This is a genomic window from Bartonella sp. AC535YNZD (genome assembly GCF_042196625.1).
Lineage (GTDB): Bacteria > Pseudomonadota > Alphaproteobacteria > Rhizobiales > Rhizobiaceae > Bartonella.
In genome coordinates this window covers 18,601-43,029 of the sequence record NZ_JBHIQP010000013.1, presented here as the reverse complement: position 1 = coordinate 43,029, position 24,429 = coordinate 18,601, and the positions used below count along the sequence as shown (strand labels likewise).

The following is a 24,429-nucleotide window of genomic DNA, read 5'->3' as shown; positions in this document are numbered from 1 at the left end:
AGCCAGTCCACATAAAAAAGATGTGGTCCTAACATCAGCAAAGGATCTCTCATAGACGCCCTCCCCTTGATTGTATCCCTTCCAGCACGTCATCTCTTTCAAAACGTATCATTGCATCTCTCCTACCATTGCGCTCTCCTAGCACTTCATCCCTCCCCTCATTGTGTTCTTTCCAGCATGCCGTCTTTTCCCTTATTCTGCAGCCCTTATCATTCTGTCCCGCCATGCAACGCATTGGCGCGTGCCCGTTGAATGGCATGAGCGACCGCACGACCAGTGGCAATAGGATCACGCGCGCCATTGACGTGCACCGTGACATTTTGATTGTGTGTGATGGGGGAGTGATCTTTGCTTTTTGCTTCTGTGAAAGGGGAATTTGCATGCCCCGCCCCCGCAAATTGTGCTATGGGTTGGATGGTTGTTTTGCCTCCCAAAAAACTTGGCAAAAAATCTCTTACATCAATGGACCCAATCCACCCCTTCATGCGGCTGGGCAAAGATTTACAAAAATCGCTCAACTTTGTGATGGGTCCCATAAAACCATAAACAATCGAATTAGCCAGATCTTCGCCCGCTTGTTCCATACCAGCCTTGGCACTCTCCGAGAGCTTTTCCTGTGTAAAAAAACTCTTCAACCATTGCCAAAAGTTGGAAAAGCTTCGTTTAACGCCCTCCCACAAATTGCCAAACCACTCGACAACAGAGGAAAGTCCTTGTTTGAACTTTTGCCAAGTTTGAGAGAAATCAAAAGCAGCAGCAATGATATTTTTCCATTTGGTGATGGTGGTAGTATCAGCACCAAAAAAACGCATAACGGCTTCAAAGGCACGCCCCCAAGCCCGAGATACCCCCCGTGCAAAACCTTTGACAAAAGAAGAAAAACGGTCCCAGTATTTCCACAAAGCAAAACCAGCAGCAAGGACGACCGCCACAACAGCAGCAACGACAGCCCCTATTGGAGTAAAAACAGCTCCCACAACAGAGGCAATACCTGCCCCAACCACTTCGATCACTGTCCCAATAAAGCCAAACGAGGCAGAAAATGCCGCACCTGAAACAGCTATCCCTCGTAAAGCCCCCACAAGTAAAGTCATTGGGCGAAGAAGACGCAGCGCACTCCCACCAAGCCCTGCTGCCATTAAACCCAATGAGCGCCCTGCAGCCAATAGCCCTCGCCAGCTTGCAGAAAGACCACGACTAACAGCACCCATCTTGATAAAAGAGCCTATCAATTGAAGAAGCCCAAGGCGTGTCCCGGCCATAGTAAAGCGCAACACACGCAGAGCAATATTAAAAGCCATAAGGGCAGCAATGGTTTTGATAATGGCGCTTGTTAAAGTGGGATGGGCATTCGCCCATGCCATCAAACCATTGACAAATCCCCCAACACTTTCCATCAAACTGTTGAGAGGAGGCAGAAGCACTTCACCAATGCTAATCCCCAAAGCCACAATGCGGTTTTGTAAGAGTTCAAATTGTCGCATAGCACCGGTTGCTTGTTTGTCGGCTTCTTGTTCTACCGAGCCCTTAAAGACTTGTGGATCTTTCACATAATCTAAAGCTTGCCCTAACAATTCAGGGTTACCCACCAATTTGGCAAAATCGCCGGTAAAATCGCGCCCCGCAATGGCAATCAGGGAACGCATCCCTTGTTCGGATTTGCCCAACACATTAAAAAAGCGCACCAAGGTACCGGTGGCATCTTTGTCGAGATCTTGCATGAATTTTTCGCGGGAAAGCCCAATATTGGCAAAAGCATCTTCAATATGCTTGCCCCCTGCTTGAATACGCGCACTCATCGCATTAAAACCACGCGCTGCACTCTCAGGAACAATCCCAGCAGAAATCATCGCTGTACCAAATGCCGCGGTTTCGCGGGCTGTCAGTTTAAACATGGTTGCTGCACCGGTGGCACGATTGGTAAAATCAGACACCTCACTGGCCTTTGCCGCCATGTGGTTAGAGAGATGATTGATGGCATCGCCTAGATCTTCAATGCCTGCTTGATTAAGCTTAAAGACATTGCGCAACTTGGCAAAGCGCTCCCCAATCTGATCCCCCGTCATATCAAAAGCAACAGCCGCTTTGGCTGCATAAATGCTAAAAGCTTCTAAATCTTGTTCACCAATCCCTGCTTGGCTAGCACTGGTCATCAATTCTAAGACTTCACGCGCCGCTAACGGAATCTTGGTGGAAGTTTCAAGCGCAAAACGGCGCAATTCCTTTAAGCGATCAAGGGGGGCATCGAGAACCTTTTCTAATCCCTTCATCGATTGGTCAAATTGCATGGCTTTATAGAGCGGTGCAATTAAGGTTGCGGTTTGCGCAATGGCACCCACCATACGCCCGCGTGCATGATTGAAAGCATTTTCAGCATTCTTTGTCGCATCCTCAAGATGCTCAGGGTCAAACCAATTTTTAAAGTGTTGCCTTGTCTTGTTTTGGAAATGCGCAACATCTGAACTAAAGGCTGCAAGATCACGCTTGGCAGAAGCTATCCCCTCTTGCAGATGATTGACAAAACGCACAACAAGAGAAACATCCATGATCGCATCTTATCCTAACTTATGGCTTTCATATTCTTGAGCTTTCAGGCGCGCGAGTTCTTCTCGATAAGCAATCACATCCAGCCAATCCATCTGGTTAATTTCTGAAGGCGCCCAGTGATAATAAAGGGCTAGCTCTGCCCCAAATTGTCTGGCAGAGAGGATTGGCGTTGCGGAAAAAAAGCAAAAAAAGCCTTCAATATTGCGACAATATCTATCACATCAACTCGATCAATCAATTCAATAGATTCATGTGACATATCAGCCAAAAGTGCTGTGATGCCTTCTGTTGCCTCACTTGTGAACAAAACTTGAGAAAGCTTCGTGATAAGCACATCATTGCTCAAAGTTGTTTTATCCTCTTCTACAGCGGGCAGAACGAGCTCTACCAACTGCGGTCCAATCAACACCGCTAATTGGCGTGCTTGCTTGAAGTTTGGGCGATAAAAGGTCAGTTTCTTGCAGAGAGATTCTTTGCCTCCTTTATCCTGATAAGGAAGCGGAACCTGCAACTCTACATCAATGCTGGTTTGTAAACTTGTCATGATCAATTCCTATAAATGAGAACCCTATCAATAATGAGAGCTTATAAGTTGAGAATAGAGCGGCGGCGAGAACCGATCTCTTGCCCATTGCGCACAAGCCAACCGCCCCGTTTAAAGGAAAAGCGATGCAAAACAGAACCATCCCAAAATTCCGTATAGTCCCAAATATTTTTGATCTCGCAATCATAGCCTGTCGCTTTTCCAGCCGTTAAGCCTTCACTATCCACTTTGACCAAGCGCCCAGTCACATCAATGGAATGTTCATGCTCACGTCCATCTTCTTCAGAGATGACATGTTTTTTGCCTGTGAATTTATGATGAAGACCAGGGGGACCACTTATTTGCCTTGCACGGACAACATTATGAAATGACCTGAGAGCTTTGAAAGATATTTCCTTAAGAAAACATATAGGTTTTAAACAACATGAATATTCTTTGCTACGGCATCTTTTTTTACCCGAATAACAATGCCATGGAAGGGACGATCACAAAAGTATGAAGCAATCTACAGGCTATAATGACCAAATATTTAAGCTTTATTCTGCATTGCTTGATTCAGCATCAAGAAACTGATGCAAATCTACAATGTAATAACGTTGCAATGCATTATCTACACTGCTTTGTGCCTTTGCCTGCCATGCTTCTTGAGCGGATTGATAATCTGAAAAAATACCAACCACATCTAAATCATCAGGATTCTTAAATTGATTACTGTTAAGACTTTTTAATTCCCCACCAAATACAAGATGTAAATATTGTTTTTTTTCCTTTGTTTCAGTCATATGTGCCTCCATATCATTCAAATGATTTTAGCGCTTTTTATGTGATTAAACTAACTTTGCTTGACGAACAACATCTATCATATCCTGACAGCAATTATTTTTACCAGCAATTAAAAGCCCATATTGGTAAGGTTCAATTCCATAAGATAGTAAAGGAGTATCAAGTGATAAAAAACACCCTCCACACTCCTGCAAAATAAGATCAGCAGCGGCAATATCCCATTCATGACAATTTGGACGAACTAATACGATATCAATTTCATCTTGAGCAACAAGAACAATACGATAAGCAAGAGAAGGAAGATAATGGTAAAGACTGACTTGATTGAGAAAATCATCTGGTAATTTTTGTGCGAGCGATTTATCAAGTGAAATTTTATATTTTCGATGAACCTCAAAGGCTAAACGAGGAAGTTTTATTCCATTTAATGTTGCTCCTTCACCCGTTACAGCTGCATAAACATCCCCTTGAGCCGGACATTGTAAAACGCCCACAATAGGACGCCCATTCTCAATAATAGCAACAGAAATACACCAATAAGTACTGCCAGAAAGAAAACCACGTGTCCCATCAATAGGATCAACGACAAAGGAGCGCTTATAATCTTGTTGTTCTCGATTATCTTTTGTTTCTTCTGAAATCCATCCATAATTTGGACGTGCTCCAAGAAGCTTCTCTTTCAAGAAATGATCGACAGCAAAATCTGCCTCACTGACCGGGGAATTACCTTCTTTAATCCAGACATCCAACGTGCATCCAAAATACCGCATTGCTAAATCTCCTGCCTCTCGACAAACGTCACGCAAAAGATTTAAATCAGAAGAATGATGCATGTTATTTTCCTGCAAGTGTCATCCCTTCAATTAACAATGTTGGAGCTGCTGTACCATAACGCCGATCAATATCATTGGCAGGTGTTAAATGTGCTAACATATGAAGCAAATCAGAGCCTAGGGTTACTTCACTCACCGGATAAGCAATTTCACCATTTTCAATCCAAAAACCGGAAGCCCCACGACTATACTGACCAGTAATAAAATCAATGCCATGACCGAATAATTCGGTCACATAAAATCCATTTCGCAAATCTTTTATCATATCGCAAGGCGATACTAAACCCGGTTCAATAGCAAAATTTGTACTGGTCGGCTGCACTAATGATGCCGAACGCATACCGTGTCCATTTGTTTTAAGTCCCAATTCACGCGCTGTAGATGATGAAAGAAGCCAATTTTTTAAAATACCATTTTCAATAATATTGAGTGTTTTCCCCTCTACCCCTTCTCCATCAAAAGGATGAGAAGCATTTCCACGTAATCGCAAAGGTTGATCGGTTACATTAACATTAGGCTTCATCACTTCCTTGCCTAGGAAATTCTGTAAAAGACTCGTTTTTCGAGCCACAGAGGCTCCATTGACCATAGATGCGATATGCCCTGCAATTCCACGAGCCGTACGCGGATTAAAAATAACATCAACGCCCCCAGTCGCCGCACGAACTGCACCCAAACGTCGAACTGCACCAAGCCCTGCATTCTTTCCCACAGTTTCTGCTGCCTCTAAATCAGAAAAATGTAAGGCTGTTGTATAATCATAATCCCGCTCCATCTGTGTTCCTTCACCTGCAAGAGCACTACAAGAACGTGAAAAACAACTGGAACGATAGGCTCCACAAAAACCATCACTGGTCACAAGAATAAGTCCACTACGGCCATAAGCTGTTGCAGCGCCACCAGAATTGCTTACACCTTTAACATCAAGAGCTGCTGCCTCCGTTTTTAAAGCATCTTCTGTTAAAAAATGACTGCTGGGTATAAAATCATCAAAAAGGTCAAGATCTTTAGGGTTCTTAACCAAACACTCTTTATCTGCCAAACCTTCAAATAAACTATCGGGAGAAGCTTTAGCCATTGCAATAGCACGTTCCGCAAGTTCTTGCGGATAAGATCCTAAATTAGCAGAAACACTTGCTACTTTTTTTCCAACAAAAACCCTTAGAGTAAAATCATTGCTCTCTGCAGATTCTGTCGATTCGACTTTCCCAAAACGAACAGATACACTGGTGGAATGTGCATGAACAATAACAGCATCAGCAGCGTCGGCCCCAGAACGCCTTGCTGCTTCAACCAATGAAACAGCTTTCTCAATCTGGTTCTTGTCAGTCATTATAGACTCCCTAAAATATTTTATTATTTACATTGATAAGCATTCTGACAAAAGATTATGCACATTTCATGCATTCTTTTTCTTTTAATGCATTAAATCATTTCCTTTTTCGCTTCTTTATGAAAAGATGCAATATGTCGTAAAATCTCTTTAGTTGCAAGATTGCTCATTGGACCTTATCATTTTAGAAGCCAAATCTCCACTGACAATCAAATCAACAGAACATTGACAATTAACAAAAGTCTTAGCAATAACACTTGAATTTAAGCCAAAATCCTCAAAAATTCGAAAAGCATAAAATGATCTAAATCACAGGTCTTCCTTCCTCTGGGTAGTAAAAAACCTACCTCATCTCTTTCCTATAGCATTCTTTAATTTCCAAGCAAGAATCAAGAAAATGCCTTATATTTGTATACACTTCTTTTCTTCTATAAACTCTCTCATAATGAAACGGCACTCTTGTAAATGAAACAAAACTTAAACAGAGTAAAAAATATTTCCTTCCATTATGGTTTCAACAAAATGAGCAGTCATAAACTTCTTTACCCTAATGGACGTAATATCATAAAGAACTCATTTTTTATATTTAAAAGTAATCAAAGAAATTATATTGTAATCTTTCAATAAAATTAATATTTTGATTTATACTTATAATTTATTGTTTTGTAATTTGTATAAAAAAGCCTAATAGCATAAAATTCTCTTTGTTTCGAACCTATTCATGTTGAGTCAATCACAACTATTTGCGAGCATATCATGAATAAGGGGCATATGAATGAAAACTATTTAAGAAGAAAACAAAATGCCTCTTATGAAGGTTTTAAATGCAAAAGCTATCGCAACATTAGAAACCAGCAAATATCATGACGATATTGGCCTACATCATAAGAGAAACAATGAGCTTCTGAAACTTTCTCATTTTCAATGAATTTCATAAGATTTTTAGCGCAAAATTAATCCCGTAAGATGATTTGAATCGATTTCAACAGCTAACTAAAAAATGCTCCGTAGCTCATTGGTTTGCCGTATACTCATAACTGATTCCATTCTAATAATAAGTTACAATTTCTGCACCTTTTTTAAGGTGTTAACTTCTTTATAAACGCACACCCTTACAAGATGGTTTTGTTTTCAGTAAGAGCACGCTTACTCATTTCAATCATTGCATCGCGAAGATGTAACTTAATTTTTGATCCAATAATCATTCCAAATAAAGGAGCAAGTAAGCCAGAAATAATTACAGTATGACGAATTTTGTTATTTGAAGAACCCGATTTTGTTGAACAAATATATTCATGATTAAAACTCATACGTGTAAAAGGAAGTTTAGCATAATCAGAAAAGCAAATATTTTTTATAACTTTATCAAGTGTAAAAGTTACTGTAGGTCCTTTTTTAGGTTTCATGCGTCCTATAGCGCCTTCTTTGAAAGGACCAGAAAGTTCTACCCACTCAAGTTCACTATCCCAGCAAGGCCATGATGCCACATCTTCCCATATAGCCCAAATTTTCTCAGCACTTGCTTCTGTACTAATTTCTTCACTATATATCCATTTAAACATGATAATCTCCCCTTTTTTATAAATTACTTATCTTTAGTGATAAAAAATAATATAAAAAAGTATCCTTAAAGCTGCACAACGATAAGATACTTAATACTCTCAGATCTACTTAATATGTAATGATTAAATCAACAAGCGATACTACTAAACTAAACACACAAATATTCAGGATAAATGAACAATATTTTCAATACTAAACAAAATATCTTTTTTAAGTTTAGACAATAACAAAAAATAAAAGTTACGCATCATTAAAATATAAATGCAGACTGCATAGCTTAAAGCTTTCAACTGCTGATGAAATGTAATGATTAAGGTATAGCATAAAGAAATTAGACAAAAAAGATCATAACTATTATCGAGGATATATATATCCTATTGGAGAAAAAACATCCTTCTGTAGTAAAGCTAATAAAACTTCATCAATTCCTTTAACATTAGAATCTTTTATTTACTTTCTGCTTGACCTTTTAAAAACCATATAAAATGAAGAAAACTGTGAAAAAACATTTTTTTATCTTATCGGATAAAAACAAGAACTTTCTCAAGATGTAAGCAATCGTAATTTATAAAGACGTATTGCTGTCTCACCATAAAAACGCTCATCGTCTAGATAAAAAATATCTGGTAAATGAATAATCGTATCTTTCTTTTCTTCGAGCACGAAGAGTGTATCAGCTTTTGCCCAACCTCCTCGCAAAGCTTCTACAAAAGCACGTTCACCTAAACAACGGCTATAGGGAGGATCAGCGCAAATAACATCAAATGGAAGCATTGTTCCAATATTGCCAAGTTTGGTTGCATCACGACGCAAAATCCGTCCAATCCCTTGCAATTCAAAAGCTTCGATATTTTTTTGAAGTACTCCACGCCCCTCAACTGAATTTTCAACAAAAACAGCAGCCTTTGCTCCACGTGAAAGTGCTTCAATGCCTAAAGCCCCCGTACCAGCAAAAAGATCAAGAATGCGTTTATTGGTCCAAAATTGTTCTTCACGGCTAGAAAGAATATTAAAAAGGCTTTCACGTGTACGATCACTCGTTGGGCGAATCGACTGATTAACAGGCGAAAATAAAACACGACCAGCAAATTTACCGCCTATAATCCGCACGTGGACCTCCAAATCGCTTCGAAGTTTTTGCACCATCACTCTGTGATTTAGATTTTTTCATAGAACCACCAAATGTTTTTACTTTTTTCTTTCTCTCAAAAGAACGCTCATCATGACCACCTTTTATCATTTTCTCTTTATCCTTTAAAAAGCGATCTTTCTTACCAAAGGGATGCGTCTCGTCATAAGATATTTTGCCACGTTTTTGAACAAAACTTTCCCTCTTCTCTTTGTGTGACGAACTTTCTTTTAGTTTTTCCTTGCCTCGATGAAAGGACTTTCTACCATCCAAATCGCTCTTATAACCATGCGATTTCTCCTCACTATAGGAAGGCTTTCTACGTGCACTTTGCGGACGTGCACCAGGAGCCATCCAAACATTAGCACGGCGAGAACGCGGTAGAAAACGCTCTACTTTTCCTTCTTCACTTTTCTCCTTTTTTACATTTTCATGAGATTTTGTACTTAATCGTGCGCGACTATGTTCAACAGAACCATCTCTTGAGCGACGTCGTATCACCCTTTCACTTGAGAAAACCCAACCATCATTTGCAACAGAAAGATCTTTCTGGCTTTTCTTTTCTGCAACAACTGCAGAATTTGAAAATGGCTTAAGAATAGGAGCATCAAAATCTGCATTGGCTTGCATAATCAAACGCTCTCCCAACTGATCTCGTAACATCCGCCCTTTTAACTCTTGCACAGCTCCTTCTTCTAAATCAGAGAGATGAAATGGACCATAAGATACACGTATTAATCGATTAACTGATAATCCCAATGCCCCTAAAACATTCTTTATTTCACGATTTTTTCCTTCTCGCAAAGCAACAGAAAGCCATATATTCGACCCTTGTTCGCGTTCAATTGATGCTTCAATTGAACCATAAAAAATACCATTAATCGCAATACCATTTTTAAGGTTATCCAGCGCACTCTGTTTTACTCTTCCATGAGCACGGACGCGATATTTGCGGACCCACCCCGTTACAGGAAGTTCTAATACACGCGCTAAGCCACCATCATTGGTTAAAAGCAAAAGCCCTTCCGTGTTAATGTCAAGCCTTCCTACAGAAAGAACACGCGGCATTCCTTTTGGTAAATTACTAAATACTGTAGGTCTACCTTCAGGATCACGGTTCGTGGTTACAAGACCTGCTGGCTTATGGTAAAGCCATAAACGCGTTCGTTCTATAGGAGGTAAAGGTTTGCCATCAACTTTAATAACATCAGAGCGGCTAACATTAAAAGCTGGCGTTTTCACGACTTTACCATTCACAGAAATACGACCTGAAACAATCATCATTTCTGCATCTCGACGCGAAGCAACACCAGCACGCGCTAATCTTTTAGCAATTCGTTCACTCTCATTATTTTCATTCATTTGCGTTTCAAACCAATCTTTGCAAGTATGTTCAGAAAATTATTCACATGCACCATACCGCTTATCCTGAAAAATGAAGTAGCATAATCATTTATCATTTTCTATCCTTTAACGACAATAATGTATCTGTTGACTTGCAAGTTTGTTTTAAACTCTTAAAAAAATAGAGGTATTCTTTTCATTATAAAAGCGTAATAAATTATTCATTCCATAGCATTCCTTATCGAGATAACCTTTAGATTTTCTATACCTTCAGTAGGAAGAATATTATGACTTTGACGCCCATGGAAATAGCCCTTTTAGAAGCGCAAGAAGCTGCAAAAAAAGATGAAGTTCCCGTAGGTGCTATCATTACACGTGGAAAAGCTATCATTGCACGCGCTGGTAACTTTATAAAATCTGCATATGACCCTACAGGACACGCAGAAATACGCGCAATCCGTATGGCTTGCAAAACATTGCAAAGCGAAAGGCTTCCTGATTGCGATCTTTATGTAACACTTGAACCTTGTGCTATGTGTGCTGCTGCCATTTCATTTGCACGCATACGACGTCTCTATTACGCAATAAATGATCCCAAAGGAGGTGCTATAGAAAATGGTCCACGTTTTTATCAGCAACCAACCTGTCATCACAAACCTGAGATTTATTCTGGTTTTAAAGAAAAAGAAGCAGCTCAATTACTTAAAGATTTTTTTGTACAAAAGCGATACTAAAAACAATTCTTCTTCCATAACTTTTACTCTTTAGAAACTATCCTATTTCTTAAAAAAGATTATTCATCCTTCTGATATAGCGAAAGCTATTTTGAAATATTTTTTCTCTCACACTCTTTTAATATTGAATATTATTTCTATTATACAACATATTGATTTATAAAAATAATTCATTGCTTTTTATATAAAATATTTTTATATAAACTATAAAGCTCAAAATATCGTGGAATATTCTCATTTCAAATGACGTTGAATCAATAAAATCTCTTTCTTGGCACTCATAAGTGAGGTTACTGTCTAGATAAAAAACGATTTAGAAAAGACTAAAAATGTCTTTTATGAAAGCTCTCAAATGCAAAAATTGTCACAACATTGGAGTCTGGAAAATAAAATGATGGTATAAGTTCTCTCCTTCATAAGAATAAAGCTGCTAATTTTCAATGGCTTTCACGTTATACTATCCACACAAACAACGTTGTGAAATGGACTTAAAAGATATTTCTGTTAAAAAAGTGACGCCGAACCACTCTCTCGATGCTATAGCCATATTGCTATTTCATGGAAATAACAACCAGCTTGCAGCAGCATTATAACGCTGCATGAACGAGAACTTGGTGTCATAAGTAATGAGAAGAATACTTCGCATACTTTTATTTTGTCTTTTTCTTATCGACCAATAGGTGCAATTTTTGCCGGTTGGCGATAACTTAAAGGTGGTTCAGTGAGATAGCGACGGTATTTTGAACTTCCAACTTGTGCTCTCTGACGACGTAAATATTCTTGTCGTTGCTTCGCACTCAACTGTGAAGGATCTTCTGAACCAGCGCCATTAACTAATGATCGCTTGTGAGGAAAAGGAGTACTTTCCCGATGCTGCTTCGATGCTGCTATTTTATTGACAGATTTATCTTGTTGTGGCACCGGTAAAAACCTGCGTGAACTAGGACTTGGTATTATAAGCTTTGGATGGGGTTTCATAACAATCTGGCTGCTGTTATTTGTTGGTGTTAATGAAGTGATATTAGCAACATCTTCAAAAAACTGTATCGAAACTGGTTTATTGGTACCATAGGTAGGCGCATTACATCCCGTTAAAACAAAGCATATACCTAAAATTCCTATTGGAAATATTTTTACTTCACATTTTCTCACTGCTTATCCCATTTCCTAAGTATATGGCTGATTAATATTCCCGTTATTTATGAGAGAACGGTCCATATACAAATTTCCCCCCCCTGCAGATAAAACAACGGAATTTTTTCGTACCACAAAAAACTATATTCATCAATACGAGAAATATACTTGCATTTCTTTCCTTTGATCTAAAACTTTAAATCTTGCCAAGAATCCGCAATTCCCGCAAAGCAGCTGCATCACGAGCAGATACATCCGGATAAGCTGGATCACTTCCAACATCTTGTGTATAACGCCATGATCGAGCACATTTTTTTCCCAACGCTTTCTTTGGATATACACCAACACCTTCAACATCATCCAAAGTAAACGCATCGGAAGGCATTGTATCCTGCGTAATTGTGAGTGCGCTGGTAATACAGATCTCCGCCATATCCACATTTTCTAATGCCTCTCGTAAAACCAGATTGGAAATAAAAACAATAGGCGCAGCTTCCAAAGAGGATCCAATACGCTTATTAGCACGTTCAAGTTCTAAAGCACCTGTCACAACTTTACGGACCTGCCGAATTTTTTTCCAACGCTCAGCCAAAGATTGGTTTTGCCATTCTTCTGGTACAGAGCGAAATTGTTCCAAATGCACTGATTGGCTTTCTGGGTAACGCTCTAACCAAGCTTCCTCCATAGTAAAAGGCAACATTGGAGCAAGCCATGTTACCATACGCTCAAAAACCTCACGGACAACCTGCAAGGAGGCCTTGCGTTTTTTTGATGAAGGCGCATCACAATAAAGAGAATCCTTTCGGATATCAAAATAAAATGCCGATAACTCAATGATTGAAAAATCCAATAATGCACGCATAATCTTTTTAAAATCAAATTCATCGTAAGCGCGATTAATCAACTGATCAAGTTCAAAAAGCCTATGCAATATAAATTTTTCAAGATCCGGCAGTGCACCATAAGATATTTCTTCTCCATCATCATGTGCTAAAGTTCCAAGCATCCAACGAATTGCATTGCGTAGTTTACGATATGAATCCACATTTGTCTGAAGAATTTTCTTGCCTAAACGCTGATCTTCCCAATAATCTGTTGTCATCACCCAAAGACGAAAAATATCAGCTCCAGATGTTTTAATGATCTCTTGCGGAACAACCGTATTGCCTAAAGATTTAGACATTTTCTTACCATTCTCATCCAAAGTAAAACCGTGTGTGATCACTGCCTTATAAGGAGAGCAAGCACGCGTACCACAGCTTTCCAAAAGAGAAGATTGGAACCATCCACGATGTTGATCAGAGCCTTCAAAATAAACATCTGCAGGCCATTTTAAATCAGCCCGATCTTCTAATACAAAGCTATGGCTTGCTCCAGAATCAAACCAAACATCCAAAATATCATGAACCTGCATCCAAGGCTCATGCGCACGGTCACCTAAAAAACGTTCACGTGCTCCTTCAGCAAACCATGCATCTGCCCCTTCTACTTCAAAAGCCCGTAAAATACGTTCGTTCACGCTTTCATCTTTCAAAACAACACCATCCTCATTCGCAAAAATACAAATAGGAACTCCCCAAGAACGCTGACGAGAAAGAACCCAATCAGGACGATCTTCTATCATAGAGGCTAGGCGGTTTTGTCCAGAAGGTGGTATAAAACGCGTTTTTGAAACAGCATCCAAAGCCCGACTGCGTAAAGTTGAACCATCCCCAAGATCTTTATCCATTGAAATAAACCATTGCGGCGTATTACGAAAAATAACGGGTTTTTTCGAACGCCAACTATGGGGATAGGAATGTTTCAAACGACCGCGTGCAAATAATCGATCTGCTTTAATTAAAGCGTTAATGACCCCTTTATTGGCATCACCCATTTTCCCATTATCATCAATAACACGTGCTGCTCCCCCTTCACGATCCGGTCCCAAACCCGGAACATCTTTCGTATAGAAACCCGCATCATCGACAGGAAATGGTATAGATGAATCAATCCCTGCTTGCTCCAATAGAGGCTTATAAGCATTCCAAATTTCAAAGTCCTCACGCCCATGACTTGGTGCTGTATGGACAAAACCTGTACCAGCATTCTCTGTCACATGCGATCCCTCAAGCAATACTATCTTATAATTATACCCTCCCGCCAAACCTTTGAGTGGATGAGAAAGAACAAGAGCTTTCAATTCATCAGCAGAAATAACACGCAAACGCTTCAAAACAAGTTTGGCTTTTTCTGCACAACTCATCGCTAGAGCATCTGCAAAGAGAAGCTTTTCTCCCACTTGAGGACCAAAATCATTTTCAGCACTTTCAACTTCGTAAATACCATAAGAAATCTGCGAAGAATAACTCACTGCACGATTGCTTGGGATTGTCCACGGTGTTGTTGTCCAAATGACGACATAAGCACCATATAAATCATCAGAATTTGCTTCAAAAACAGGAAACTTAACCCAAATCACCTCTGATTCATGATCATGATATTCAATCTCAGCCTCTGCCAAAGCCGTACGCTCCACAACAGACCACATCACTGGCTTGGAACCACGATAAATCTGATCTGACATAGCAAATTTTATCAATTCACTAGCAATGCGTGCTTCTGCATGAAAAGCCATTGTAGTGTAAGGCGTGTTAAAATCTCCCACAACACCAAGGCGTTTAAATTCTTCGCTTTGAACGGTTACCCAATGTTGTGCAAATTCACGGCATTCTTGACGAAACTCATTCAGAGGTACCTCGTCCTTATTTTTTCCCTGTGCTCGATATTTTTCTTCAATTTTCCATTCAATTGGAAGCCCATGGCAATCCCAACCAGGAACATAATTTGCATTAAAACCGCGCATTTGGAATGAACGAACAACCACATCCTTTAGAACTTTGTTTAAAGCATGCCCGATATGAATATGACCATTTGCATAAGGTGGACCATCATGAAGAATATAAAATGGACGATCTTTTGCTTGTTGGCGCAATTGCGCATAAAGCCCTATATTTTCCCAATGCGCCATCAATTCAAGCTCTTTTTGTGGAAGACCTGCACGCATGGGAAAATTTGTCTGTGGGAGATAAAGAGTTTTTGAATAATCTATTGTTTCATTTTTCACAGTCATTGTGAAATATTCCTGTCCACTTTTACGAGTTTACTTTTGCATAACTTCCCTGAACCCTGCAACTCTGGTTTTTATCTATAGGGAAAGCCGAGCTTATCATTCGTATTAAGCAGCGATCAGGAAAATATATCATCACACTCTATGGGCTTTATCATGAAATTCACAAGAAAAGAAACCAAAAAGTGATCTTTAAAAAAATAAAGGCTCCACTAACAGTGGAGCCTCTTAGAAATTTACTCTTTAAAAAATTAGAATTTATAAGCTACACCAACACGGAAATCATTGGTTTTGTAGTTAACTTCAAGTTTTTCCTTTGCAAATTTCTTTTTACCAAAATCAGAGTAACGATATTCTGCACGTACAATCACATTATCCAGAAGCGAGAAATCAACACCACCACCAAGTGTGTAACCAATCATGGTTTTTGTTTCATCAGCTAAGTTCTTAGAAGAAACGACTCTTCCATCCTCATCCTTAACGGATATTGATACAGTGTCTTGGAATTGCCCATAAGCAATACCACCAGCGAGATAAGGCATAAAGCGATCAGCAGCAAAACCAATACGGACCCGTGTAGCACCACCCCAATTTTGCTTGAAAGTATGATTTAAAGTTTCAGCTTCATCCTCTTGACCAAGACCAAGTTCAGAAGCCATCTTTTTTATTTGTTCTATACCATATACACTGGAATTGTTCTTATCCACCGCTTGTGTACTTTGTGCACCGTGTCCAGCCATATTCTGTCCACCATGAGAACGAGAAGCATGTGGATTAGCACCAGAGCCATGCCCACCTGCATGAGATGCACCATGCGAATTAGCATTTCCGCTACCATGGGAAGAACTATGATGACCTCCCTGTTGGGCTCCGCTTGTTCCTTTGGAAGCTTTTGCTGTTTCAGAAGATGATCCTGATCTCGCGAGGACAAGTGATGAACTCGGTACTGTTCTTTCTACTGCTAATGGTTGTGATACAGATTGTACCGGTGTAGGTGCTTTTGCTGCTGGTTGACTTGCTTCTATTCCTGTTGATGGGGTAAAAGGCTCGGTTTTTATAGCAACTGGTTTTTCAGACACTGTTTCTCCACTTGCCCTTCCCCCTGATAACTGATCTCCTATAGCTGATCTTTCCAATGAGAGCGATGCTGACCGCTCTGCTGTTCTACTCCCTGCGTCAGGGGAGGAGGATTTAGATGCAACTGGCTGTGATCGACTTACCTCACCTACCGATGTCCCTCCTATATTTGATCTTCCCAATGAAGACGATGGCAATTGCACTAATCTAACCGTCTGCCCAGAGGAGGCTGATTGTGCTACTGGCGATGCAGCTGGCGTTTGTGATGATATTGTTGCAACTCCTGGATTTTTTACCTCCACAGCCACTGTCTGTGTTGCATTAACATTGTTAGAATCTCCAGTTGTTGCTGCTTCGTTTGATTGTGCTGCTCCTGCTCGTGACGGTTGAACTGCAGTTACTGGTTTAGCTGGTGCTTGACTGGATCGCGTTCCAGCAGATTTTTCTGAAGCGGATACTGCTGTTAGAGGCCCTCCTGTTGTAGCTCCTGCACCTGCAGTTCCTGAGGCGGTTCTTTGTGTTCCTGCTGATGTTACTTCTTGTGTGCTTGGAAGTGTTGGTGTTCCTGCGGATCTGCGGGATCTTACGACTGCATTTTCTACTGTAGTGTTATCAGCCGCTCCTATAGTAATGGTCTTTGTGTGTTTTTTTCCAGATATCATTAAATCCGTATCGATGCCAAAAATAAAGTTATCACCGAGATCAATATTAGAACCTGCATAAAAACCACCTACAAAACCTGAAAGTTTAGGAGAGAACTCTTTATCTAGTGGTAAACTCTTTTCTTGACCAACAAGAGCCATATCAGCTTTGCTCGAAAAACCACCAGCTTGGACACCTAAATAAAGACCTGTCCATGAAAAAGTAGGCGCAACAATGGCAGAAGAAGAAGCAGTCGATGATGCTGGTTGATGAGGAATCATAACATCAGCAGCTAGTGCTGTAGACGCTGAAATTAAAGAAAAAATAGACGCTGTTATTAAACGTTTTGTATTCATAAAATCTCTCCAAATATCCAAAATGAAATGTATATAGAGCATCTTTTTTGAAATATCTGTAGCAAAAATGACACACTCACAAAAAAATAAAGAATTTTTGAAGATTATCAAAATACAACTCTCAAGAATAATTCTTGTGCAATAAACAAATTATATCAAATTTTTTTAAACAAAAAGCGCGTTGCAATCACCTGTTTTGAAGCCAATGTATGCATGTGTCATAGAGGACAACTCGCATTAGCTCTTACTCAATTGCCTGATTGGAAATATGAAATTAAACACATCTAAAAAATAAATTTGCATATTTTTAAAAAATGGGAGTGCCCATATGTCATCCAGCACACCCCTACTCATTCCTAACAACTTTTAAGTAATGCATGATTCAGGCTACGGGTGGATTGTGCCAAATCAAGGAAATAAATCATGGGGAGAAAAACTGATGAAACAATAGAGTTTGATGGATACATTACGCTTTACCGTATCCATGAATTGAGAGACTTTAGAGATAAAAAGGCAGGTAATCTTGACAGCTTTATAGAGGATGAAGACAGTTTAAGTCATGAAAACGATTGTTGGATTTATAATGATGCCAAGGCGTATTCCTTTACCAATATTTACGATAGCGCTAAGGTTTTTGATAACGCACAAGTTGCTTATAATGCACAGATTTTTGAAAACGAAAAAATTTATGATAATTCAGAAGCTTGTAACAAAACTATGACCGCCCAGAACGGCGTCCCTTCAACAAAAGACGACATTCCTTTCTAACACCAAAAAACTAACCTTTTAACACCAGCGTGATTCACGCCATGGTAAAATTATATGGTATGTGCGTATTGGTCGTGGTCAACGCATTAGAGTACGTGGAACCTATGGAACGCAAGAGTTTGTTGACAACTACCAAAGTGCGCTTGCTAAATTACAAGGGCTTATACTTCCAAAATCCAAAACCGGTAAACTTATTGAAAGGTTATTTGCATGGCTACTTAAACAGTATTTTAACAGTATCAATTGGCATAGCTTCTCTAAAGTCATAAAAAGAACTCATCCTGATGAAGGTGTGTGATTCTATAGGTATCATTTCATACCAAGCAATCGAAAAGAAACATATTATAGCCGGTGTTGAACATCGCAAATAAACACTTGGAATGGCTAGAGACTTTCTGAAAGGTCTAAACGGACTTTTTAAATGGGCCATTGAACAGGGTCTTTTTGAAAATAATCCAGCTTTAAGAATCAAAAGACCTCCTCTCAAAAACGAAGACGGATTTCCAGTCAAAACAGAAAAAAGTAAATTCCAAACAGATGTTTTTCTGCCAATTTTGTCTGAAATAGCCCAAACCCTTTAAATTGGTCCTATTGGAGAAGAAACATTCATTTGTGGTCAAGTTAATCAAAAACTCTCGAAAGAAAGCTTTGGCGATACATTTAGATAGACTTGTAATACTGTAGGCATTAAAAAATCAGCGCGCATGGTTTAAGAAAATTAGCAGCAACACGCGCTGCTAATTTCGGTGCAACAGTCTCGCAACTCAAAGCAGTTTTTGGCTAGACAGACGACACTATGGCATCTCTTTACACAAAAAGCGCAGACCGTAAAAACTTGCTCTTGAAGCCATAAAAAAGCTTCAAAAAGATGAGGAAAAGAGGACTATAAAACTCAATAGAATCAGGAACAACCTATTCTCTTATATTAGACATAAATATTTTATTTTACACATATTTGTGAATGAAACGGCTTTTAAAACCTTTTCTGTTAAAGTTTATGCTTTTTTCCTCTGCATAATTTAGCGTTTTTAAGTTCTATTCTTGAAAAACTATGCAATACTTTAACAAACTATTTATTGATCTAAGCGTTCAATAATCTTTTCTTCCATTCAAATTACCTTTTTGCTTATCCTAAAGAAAAAAGCATTATAAATATACCTAATTTTCAGTCATATATGGAAAAGGTTTCAAACTGTCGATGCAAATCTTACACAACATTTTATTCAAATAGTGTAAATCAGCCCTTTCCTCCAAGATACCCTTTAGACGCATTAAATATCTGAATATTTTTATTTAAAAAATAAAAATCTTTTAAAGAGCTTTCTTATTGAATTGTACTTATTTAAACTCAATAAAAATTTTCCTTGAATATATATCCCATTCTTACAAATTTATCTCTCATAAACTGTCAAAGCAATAACATTTTCTTTTCGCAGATATGACCGATCTAAATAGAATAAATATCTGTAAAGGTAAAATAATTTAAAAATACACGACCGAAATTTAATATAATTTATCAAACATTTTCAACTGAACTTTTCTTATTATTACGAAAACGACCATTAGAACTTAAAAAATATTGCTTTGTGAAAAATTTTCAAACAGGAAAAAGAAATGATAAATATCATAATTACCTTTCATTTTTTCAGAAAAAACTATCATATTTAAAAATGAAACTCTTAGATAACACACTAAAAGAATTAACTTATGAAGAATTATTTTAATTGAAACTTAAATAGTTTTACAAAGAACGCTTTAAAATGCGTATTAAAATGATTGACCTTTTGCAAGAAATTTGTCAAAAAGCATATCTAGTTTGGAGGGGTGGCCGAGCGGTTTAAGGCACCGGTCTTGAAAACCGGCGTGCAGGAGACTGTACCGTGGGTTCGAATCCCACCCCCTCCGCCACAGCACTTTTATGGTGCTATAACTTTTTGATTTTATATGACTTTTTTAAAGGTTCGGGATAAATAAATAAAGGTTCGGGAATAGAATTTTTACACTTTCCTTTACAAAATGCATTCTTTTTGCCAGCTTTCTCTAATAATTTTTTTAATAGTTCTAAATCTTCTTGTGAAATAATGTTTATCAGTCTAGAAAACATACCAACAGTTTCACATCTGAAAGTATCAGAAGGCTTTATAATAAAACTTTTGCGACAAGAATCCGACTCTCTTCTCAAAATTTCTGCTACCTCTTGATCTAAAGCATAGAGTTCAATTATCTTTTCCTCCAATCCTACAGGAACAGATTTTTTGCCAATTTCTACAGATGATAAAAATGCTACAGATATATCTAATTTCTTAGCCATATCTAAGAGGCGTTCGGAGTGATCAATGCGAAGTTTCCGTAAAATTTTACCAAAAGATGTAACCATATAAAAAGTCCTATTAGAGAAGAAATATTTTCTTCTGATTCTAACAAATCTTTTTATGATTTTCTTCAATTATTACGAATCAAGAGTTCTTTTCGGGGTGGTTTTTTAGCAAAACCAGAGGTCCAAAGGGTCTCAACTTCTAAAAAGTCAAAATCCTTAAAGATCTCTCGAACCGCATCACAATCATTCAGACTCAAGACAAATTTGCCTTGAATGCCTTTGAGGACTCTTGCCATACTCACAAAATCATCTTCAACAAAATTCCCAGAGCTATAGCACTTCTTCTTTACAAGATAAGGAGGGTCTAGGTAAAATAAACTGTCGGGTGCATCAAATAGCTCGATAACCCGCTCCCACGACAAATTTAAAATCGTCGTATCAAGAAGCTTCTGTCTAACACGTTTCATCCTCGCTAAAAGCTTTTCGGGATTAAACTCTGCCAGTCTTTTTCTTCCAAAGCTAAAAGAGACATACTCTTTTTTCCCATACATCACACAACGCTGGAGAAATAAAAACCGTGCGGCTCTTTCAACTTTGGAGAGCTCTTCTGGGTCAATCGCAGCAAGATCAAAAAACAACTGTCTTGAACAAACAAACCACTCCAATCGTTTGGCTAAATCATCAAAATAGTTTTGAACGCATTGAAACAGATTCGTGATCTCTCCATTCAAATCATTAATCACAGAATATTTTGCTGGTCTTTTATTTAGAAAAATAACACCAGAGCCTAAAAATGGTTCAACATAGGTTTCATGGTCAATATTATTTAAAATCGGTATAATTTTCTTACGCAGATAGTGTTTACCACCCATCCACGCAAACAGCGTTTGTGTAAAACTTTCCTCTTTCATAAGCGAAGTTCATTCCCTCAAGCTTTTGCAAGCCTAATCATTTTTTCATATTTTAAGGATAAATTTAGTGAGACTAATTCTTTGAAAACCACTGCTTTAAATGTGCAATGACATTATCTAACGCATCCATGAGGCGTGCAAAATCAAGGATAAGCAAAAAAAGAAAAAATGCTATCCACTTCATCAAGCGAGACATCATTTTCACGCTTTGATAAGTGATGATCATTTCTTGAAGCATTTCTTTTTCCGATTCTGTAAGCTCTGTATGTTTTTCAGCTTTTTTTCTTACCATGTTGCCACCCACACAAGCGTTCTCCTTGCTTATTATGTTTTAAGATCTCTCTTGCTAAGCTCGAACTGATGGTGTCGACATCTTGCTGGCTTAAATAAATAGGTAACCAACCAACACAAGAAGAGATATATTTATTTGTCGTGCAACCAACGAGAGAGAGCAGCACGCACATCAGTATCACTTTTTTTGTTAATTTCATTTTCTACCTCAAGACGGGTTGTTGCTGCTTTTAAGGTTTTTTCTGTTTGCTTTTGCTGTTCAGCCTTTTTTCCAAGAGTGAAAGCTTTGGCTAAAACTATAAAAAAAGCGGCTAAAGCCGCACCTGTTACCATCAAGTTTCTTTTCATCCATAAGATCATAGGCGGTGCTCCTGAAAGCGTTTAGCAACAAAGAAAATGCCAGTACATGCGGCTAAAACCATAATGGCGGCTAAAGCCCATTGGATTGGTCCATTGCCCGCTAAAAACCCACCAAGACCTGAGAAAGAACCAATAATCGGTGCCAATGCTTCTGCTTTGAGAAACCCTGTTGGTTGTTTCGTTTCTACTGTTTGATAATTAGAAGAAACATAAGCCCCTTTCGCCCATAGCCCTGCCTCAGCTACACGCCGGTGTACGAGACCTTGTAAACGTTTGCCTCCCGCTTTGGTCCATTTCTGCAATTCGGTTGGTACCGCTTCATAATCCCCCCGATTAAGCCTTTTAAGCAATGTAGAGTTTTGGAAAGCTGCAATACCCACATTATAACAAAAGGAAACAAGAGCGCCGAACTGCTCGTCGCTTAAATTCACACAAACTGCTTTTTCTACCGCCCTCTCATATTGCCGCAAATCTGCTAAAAGCATGTTTTCAGCTTTTTTTTCTGTAATCACCATACCTTCAACAACTGTTGGTTGACCGGCTTTTTTCGTATGACCATAACCAATCGTCCATATGCCAGAAGCATCTTGATAAGCCTGCAAGCGCAAACCTTCCCACTTTTTTAAACAGTATAAACAGTCTTTACTTATTTTCCGTACCATTGTTCAATTCACCTTATAAATATACTTTTATGAGTACTGCTCCGTCACCACCGTCGCCGCCAATTTTGTCGCCTCCGGATTTCCCATCGAAATATCCCCCGCCGCCGCCGCCAGCTCCATTGCCGCCACGACCACCTCTACCACCTTTGTAACTCTCACCACCCTGCCCCATGATAGAACCCTTACATTTACCGCCACCGCCGCCGCCGCCGCCAAGAAAAGAACTTCCACCAGTACCAGCTCTCTTGCCGTCTATTCCACTCCCTCCACCATTACCACCAGAAAAAATAAAGCTTTCACCACTGCTGCCGTCCCTGTTTCCTCCTCCATCGCCACCTTTCCCTCCAAAGTTAACAAAAATCATGGAGACGGAATATCCTCCTTCTGCAGTAACAAGCCCTTTGATAATTGTTTTACCACCATTGCATAAAATGTTACTGTCATTGCCTTTACCACCACGACCAATGTAAGCTGTTTTTAATTTATCTAAATCAGAACCTTTCATTTTAACATGCACGCATTGACCGCCGCCTCCGCCGCCATCTTTAACACCACCACCTCCACCGCCCCAAGCCCATACTTCGATATCGGTGTCAGCAGTAATACCATCAGGCAATAGAATATCTCCGCTTTCTGTCATCAGAATTTCAACAGGTTTTCTAACCCCGCCATCATTGTTGCCGCCACTACCGCCGCTGCTATTGCTACTATTTGCTTTGATTGAAGCCATCAGTTTGGCTGGTGAAATAAGTGCATCCACTGTTTTTGTGCCATCAATCCAGTCTTGTTTGGCAAGAGGTTGAATGAGATCAACTTTTTTCTGTACACTATGTGCTGTATCTTGCGCTTTATCGGCTGCTGTTTGCGCAATATTTGCCTCAGCTTTTGCACTGTCTCCCGTTTTTTGTGCTGTCTCAGCCGTTTTTTTTGCATCTACTGCATAAGCTTTTGCATCATTTGCTGTTCTTAATGCACTATCTGCAACGTTCTTCGCTTCACTTGCAACATGAATCCCTTGTTGTGCAACATCTTCAACTTTATCAATTTTTGCAATCTGTGCACGTTCTGGAGGAGTTAAGATAAGATGCTTTTTCCCTTCCTTCATATTCTCCATATCAAAGGCATCTTTTTCTATTTTATCTGGATCATAGACTGATTTTGACATACCAAAAGACTTTGAGCCTACAAAATAACGAATGGTATTTTTGAGATCTACCGGAGATATGGGATAATAAACACCTTCATCCCCCATACGCCATTTTTCCATTGTTGGCTGCGTAGCACTCAACCATCGTAACTTTGATCTTTCCTCTGTGGTTAAGATCTTTTTTGTAGAACCCTCGTGCATATTTTCCATAGAAAATGCATTTGCCCCCACATTGTCGGGATCATATGTAGCAGCCTTCATATCGCCAATCCCTAAAGGCGATATTTTTACCCAACCAGCGCCTGATAAAATCGCATTCTCATGCGCTTCACCACTTGCTTCAATATCGTGAATTGTGACCTTATTTTTGTAAGCAAGGGCTCCAATATCTCTCTTTGCAACAGCATCATCAGCCTTTTTTCCTTGAGCAGCAGTTGCAAAATATTCTACCTCATAAGCTGCTGCACTCCCCACTGAAACTGGTGCAAGAGCCTTACTATTTAAAACACCTTCTTTGACTTCTTTCTTTGTTGCTGGTTCAAGCTTAAATATATGTGTGTGATAGGGTAATGGCATCGCGTTTCATTCCTTAATCAGTTCGTTGTCTTGTTGTGTGAAGAGAGGACTGCAATTCATCAATAAGTTGTTGCATGGTCTCGAGACGTTTATCTGTCGCTTCTTTATATTCTGCCAAAGCGCTTAAAAGATCATGCTGTATGTCGCTTTTGACAAGATCAAGCACCTTATTTAATGGTGCATGGACCATTCTATTGCTTGCATAAAAAAGGACGCGGATTTGCTCCGCGTCCGCAATATCATCAATAGCAGACGGATTATTGATCATT

General features: G+C 39.1%; 20 protein-coding genes, 1 tRNA gene and 3 pseudogenes. 4 read left to right on the top strand and 20 right to left on the bottom strand.

What is annotated here, in order from left to right; translation table 11 throughout:
• Window positions 1-209 precede the first annotated feature (209 nt).
• The 9 genes and pseudogenes from ACFIM8_RS07620 to ACFIM8_RS07580 form a co-directional block, all read right to left on the bottom strand.
• A complete protein-coding gene (locus ACFIM8_RS07620) occupies window positions 210-2,546 on the bottom strand; it encodes a phage tail tape measure protein (RefSeq protein ID WP_375614749.1) in 2,337 nt (778 codons plus the stop codon).
• A gap of 131 nt (window positions 2,547-2,677) precedes the next feature.
• Window positions 2,678-3,091 (bottom strand): hypothetical protein, encoded by a 414-nt coding sequence (locus tag ACFIM8_RS07615; RefSeq protein ID WP_375614748.1) that lies wholly within the window; start codon window positions 3,089-3,091, stop codon window positions 2,678-2,680.
• 41 nt (window positions 3,092-3,132) lie between these two features.
• Window positions 3,133-3,426: pseudogene (locus ACFIM8_RS07610) on the bottom strand (phage tail protein); the annotation flags it as partial.
• A 201-nt stretch (window positions 3,427-3,627) separates the two neighbouring features.
• Window positions 3,628-3,873, bottom strand: a complete 246-nt coding sequence (locus tag ACFIM8_RS07605) for a DUF4170 domain-containing protein (protein ID WP_375614747.1) — start codon at window positions 3,871-3,873, stop codon at window positions 3,628-3,630.
• Window positions 3,874-3,918: 45 nt separating this feature from the next.
• Entirely contained in the window at window positions 3,919-4,722 is an 804-nt protein-coding gene (locus ACFIM8_RS07600; protein ID WP_375607339.1) for a 3'(2'),5'-bisphosphate nucleotidase CysQ, read from the bottom strand.
• Window positions 4,709-6,040: a TldD/PmbA family protein gene (locus ACFIM8_RS07595; protein WP_375607338.1), complete on the bottom strand. Its 1,332-nt coding sequence runs from the start codon at window positions 6,038-6,040 to the stop codon at window positions 4,709-4,711. Before ACFIM8_RS07595 ends, ACFIM8_RS07600 begins: the two co-directional genes overlap by 14 nt.
• Window positions 6,041-7,152: 1,112 nt before the next feature.
• Window positions 7,153-7,602, bottom strand: a complete 450-nt coding sequence (locus ACFIM8_RS07590; protein WP_375614746.1) for a hypothetical protein — start codon at window positions 7,600-7,602, stop codon at window positions 7,153-7,155.
• A 544-nt stretch (window positions 7,603-8,146) separates the two neighbouring features.
• Window positions 8,147-8,713: a 16S rRNA (guanine(966)-N(2))-methyltransferase RsmD gene (gene rsmD, locus ACFIM8_RS07585; RefSeq protein ID WP_375607336.1), complete on the bottom strand. Its 567-nt coding sequence runs from the start codon at window positions 8,711-8,713 to the stop codon at window positions 8,147-8,149.
• Window positions 8,694-10,094 (bottom strand): pseudouridine synthase, encoded by a 1,401-nt coding sequence (locus tag ACFIM8_RS07580; RefSeq protein WP_375607335.1) that lies wholly within the window; start codon window positions 10,092-10,094, stop codon window positions 8,694-8,696. Before ACFIM8_RS07580 ends, rsmD begins: the two co-directional genes overlap by 20 nt.
• Before the next feature lie 269 nt (window positions 10,095-10,363).
• Between ACFIM8_RS07580 and ACFIM8_RS07575 the strand changes: the two genes are divergently transcribed.
• On the top strand, window positions 10,364-10,810 hold the full coding sequence (locus ACFIM8_RS07575) for a nucleoside deaminase (RefSeq protein ID WP_375607334.1): 447 nt from the start codon (window positions 10,364-10,366) through the stop codon (window positions 10,808-10,810).
• Window positions 10,811-11,476: 666 nt separating this feature from the next.
• On the opposite strand, the gene ACFIM8_RS07570 is transcribed toward ACFIM8_RS07575, so the two are convergent.
• The 3 genes from ACFIM8_RS07570 to ACFIM8_RS07560 form a co-directional block, all read right to left on the bottom strand.
• Entirely contained in the window at window positions 11,477-11,962 is a 486-nt protein-coding gene (locus ACFIM8_RS07570) for a hypothetical protein (RefSeq protein ID WP_375607333.1), read from the bottom strand.
• Window positions 11,963-12,140: 178 nt separating this feature from the next.
• Window positions 12,141-15,056, bottom strand: a complete 2,916-nt coding sequence (ileS, locus tag ACFIM8_RS07565) for an isoleucine--tRNA ligase (protein ID WP_375607332.1) — start codon at window positions 15,054-15,056, stop codon at window positions 12,141-12,143.
• Window positions 15,057-15,304: 248 nt separating this feature from the next.
• Window positions 15,305-17,128, bottom strand: coding sequence for an outer membrane beta-barrel protein (locus ACFIM8_RS07560; protein WP_375614745.1), 1,824 nt, complete (start codon window positions 17,126-17,128; stop codon window positions 15,305-15,307).
• Window positions 17,129-17,551: 423 nt separating this feature from the next.
• On the opposite strand from ACFIM8_RS07560, the gene ACFIM8_RS07555 reads away from it, so the two are divergent.
• The 3 genes and pseudogenes from ACFIM8_RS07555 to ACFIM8_RS07545 all read left to right on the top strand — a co-directional run bounded on the left by ACFIM8_RS07555 (window position 17,552) and on the right by ACFIM8_RS07545 (window position 19,804).
• Complete coding sequence (locus ACFIM8_RS07555) at window positions 17,552-17,896, top strand: hypothetical protein (RefSeq protein WP_375614744.1); 345 nt, start codon at window positions 17,552-17,554, stop codon at window positions 17,894-17,896.
• Between the two features lie 49 nt (window positions 17,897-17,945).
• Window positions 17,946-18,769, top strand: a pseudogene (locus tag ACFIM8_RS07550) (tyrosine-type recombinase/integrase); the annotation flags it as partial.
• Between the two features lie 945 nt (window positions 18,770-19,714).
• A tRNA-Ser gene (locus ACFIM8_RS07545) sits at window positions 19,715-19,804 on the top strand.
• A 115-nt stretch (window positions 19,805-19,919) separates the two neighbouring features.
• Here ACFIM8_RS07545 and ACFIM8_RS07540 read toward each other — a convergent pair.
• From ACFIM8_RS07540 to ACFIM8_RS07505, 8 genes and pseudogenes are all read right to left on the bottom strand, one after another.
• Window positions 19,920-20,273: pseudogene (locus ACFIM8_RS07540) on the bottom strand (helix-turn-helix domain-containing protein); the annotation flags it as partial.
• A gap of 65 nt (window positions 20,274-20,338) precedes the next feature.
• Window positions 20,339-21,124, bottom strand: a complete 786-nt coding sequence (locus ACFIM8_RS07535) for a DNA adenine methylase (protein ID WP_375614743.1) — start codon at window positions 21,122-21,124, stop codon at window positions 20,339-20,341.
• Window positions 21,125-21,197: 73 nt separating this feature from the next.
• Window positions 21,198-21,416 (bottom strand): hypothetical protein, encoded by a 219-nt coding sequence (locus ACFIM8_RS07530; protein WP_375607328.1) that lies wholly within the window; start codon window positions 21,414-21,416, stop codon window positions 21,198-21,200.
• Window positions 21,397-21,615 (bottom strand): hypothetical protein, encoded by a 219-nt coding sequence (locus ACFIM8_RS07525; protein ID WP_375607327.1) that lies wholly within the window; start codon window positions 21,613-21,615, stop codon window positions 21,397-21,399. The genes ACFIM8_RS07530 and ACFIM8_RS07525 overlap by 20 nt, the downstream gene beginning before the upstream one ends.
• On the bottom strand, window positions 21,548-21,775 hold the full coding sequence (locus tag ACFIM8_RS07520; protein WP_375607326.1) for a hypothetical protein: 228 nt from the start codon (window positions 21,773-21,775) through the stop codon (window positions 21,548-21,550). Before ACFIM8_RS07520 ends, ACFIM8_RS07525 begins: the two co-directional genes overlap by 68 nt.
• Window positions 21,772-22,437: a lysozyme gene (locus ACFIM8_RS07515; protein ID WP_375607325.1), complete on the bottom strand. Its 666-nt coding sequence runs from the start codon at window positions 22,435-22,437 to the stop codon at window positions 21,772-21,774. Before ACFIM8_RS07515 ends, ACFIM8_RS07520 begins: the two co-directional genes overlap by 4 nt.
• 13 nt (window positions 22,438-22,450) lie before the next feature.
• Complete coding sequence (locus tag ACFIM8_RS07510) at window positions 22,451-24,160, bottom strand: alanine-zipper protein (RefSeq protein WP_375614742.1); 1,710 nt, start codon at window positions 24,158-24,160, stop codon at window positions 22,451-22,453.
• A gap of 13 nt (window positions 24,161-24,173) precedes the next feature.
• Window positions 24,174-24,428: a hypothetical protein gene (locus tag ACFIM8_RS07505; RefSeq protein WP_375607323.1), complete on the bottom strand. Its 255-nt coding sequence runs from the start codon at window positions 24,426-24,428 to the stop codon at window positions 24,174-24,176.
• Between the last annotated feature and the right edge of the window lies 1 nt (window position 24,429).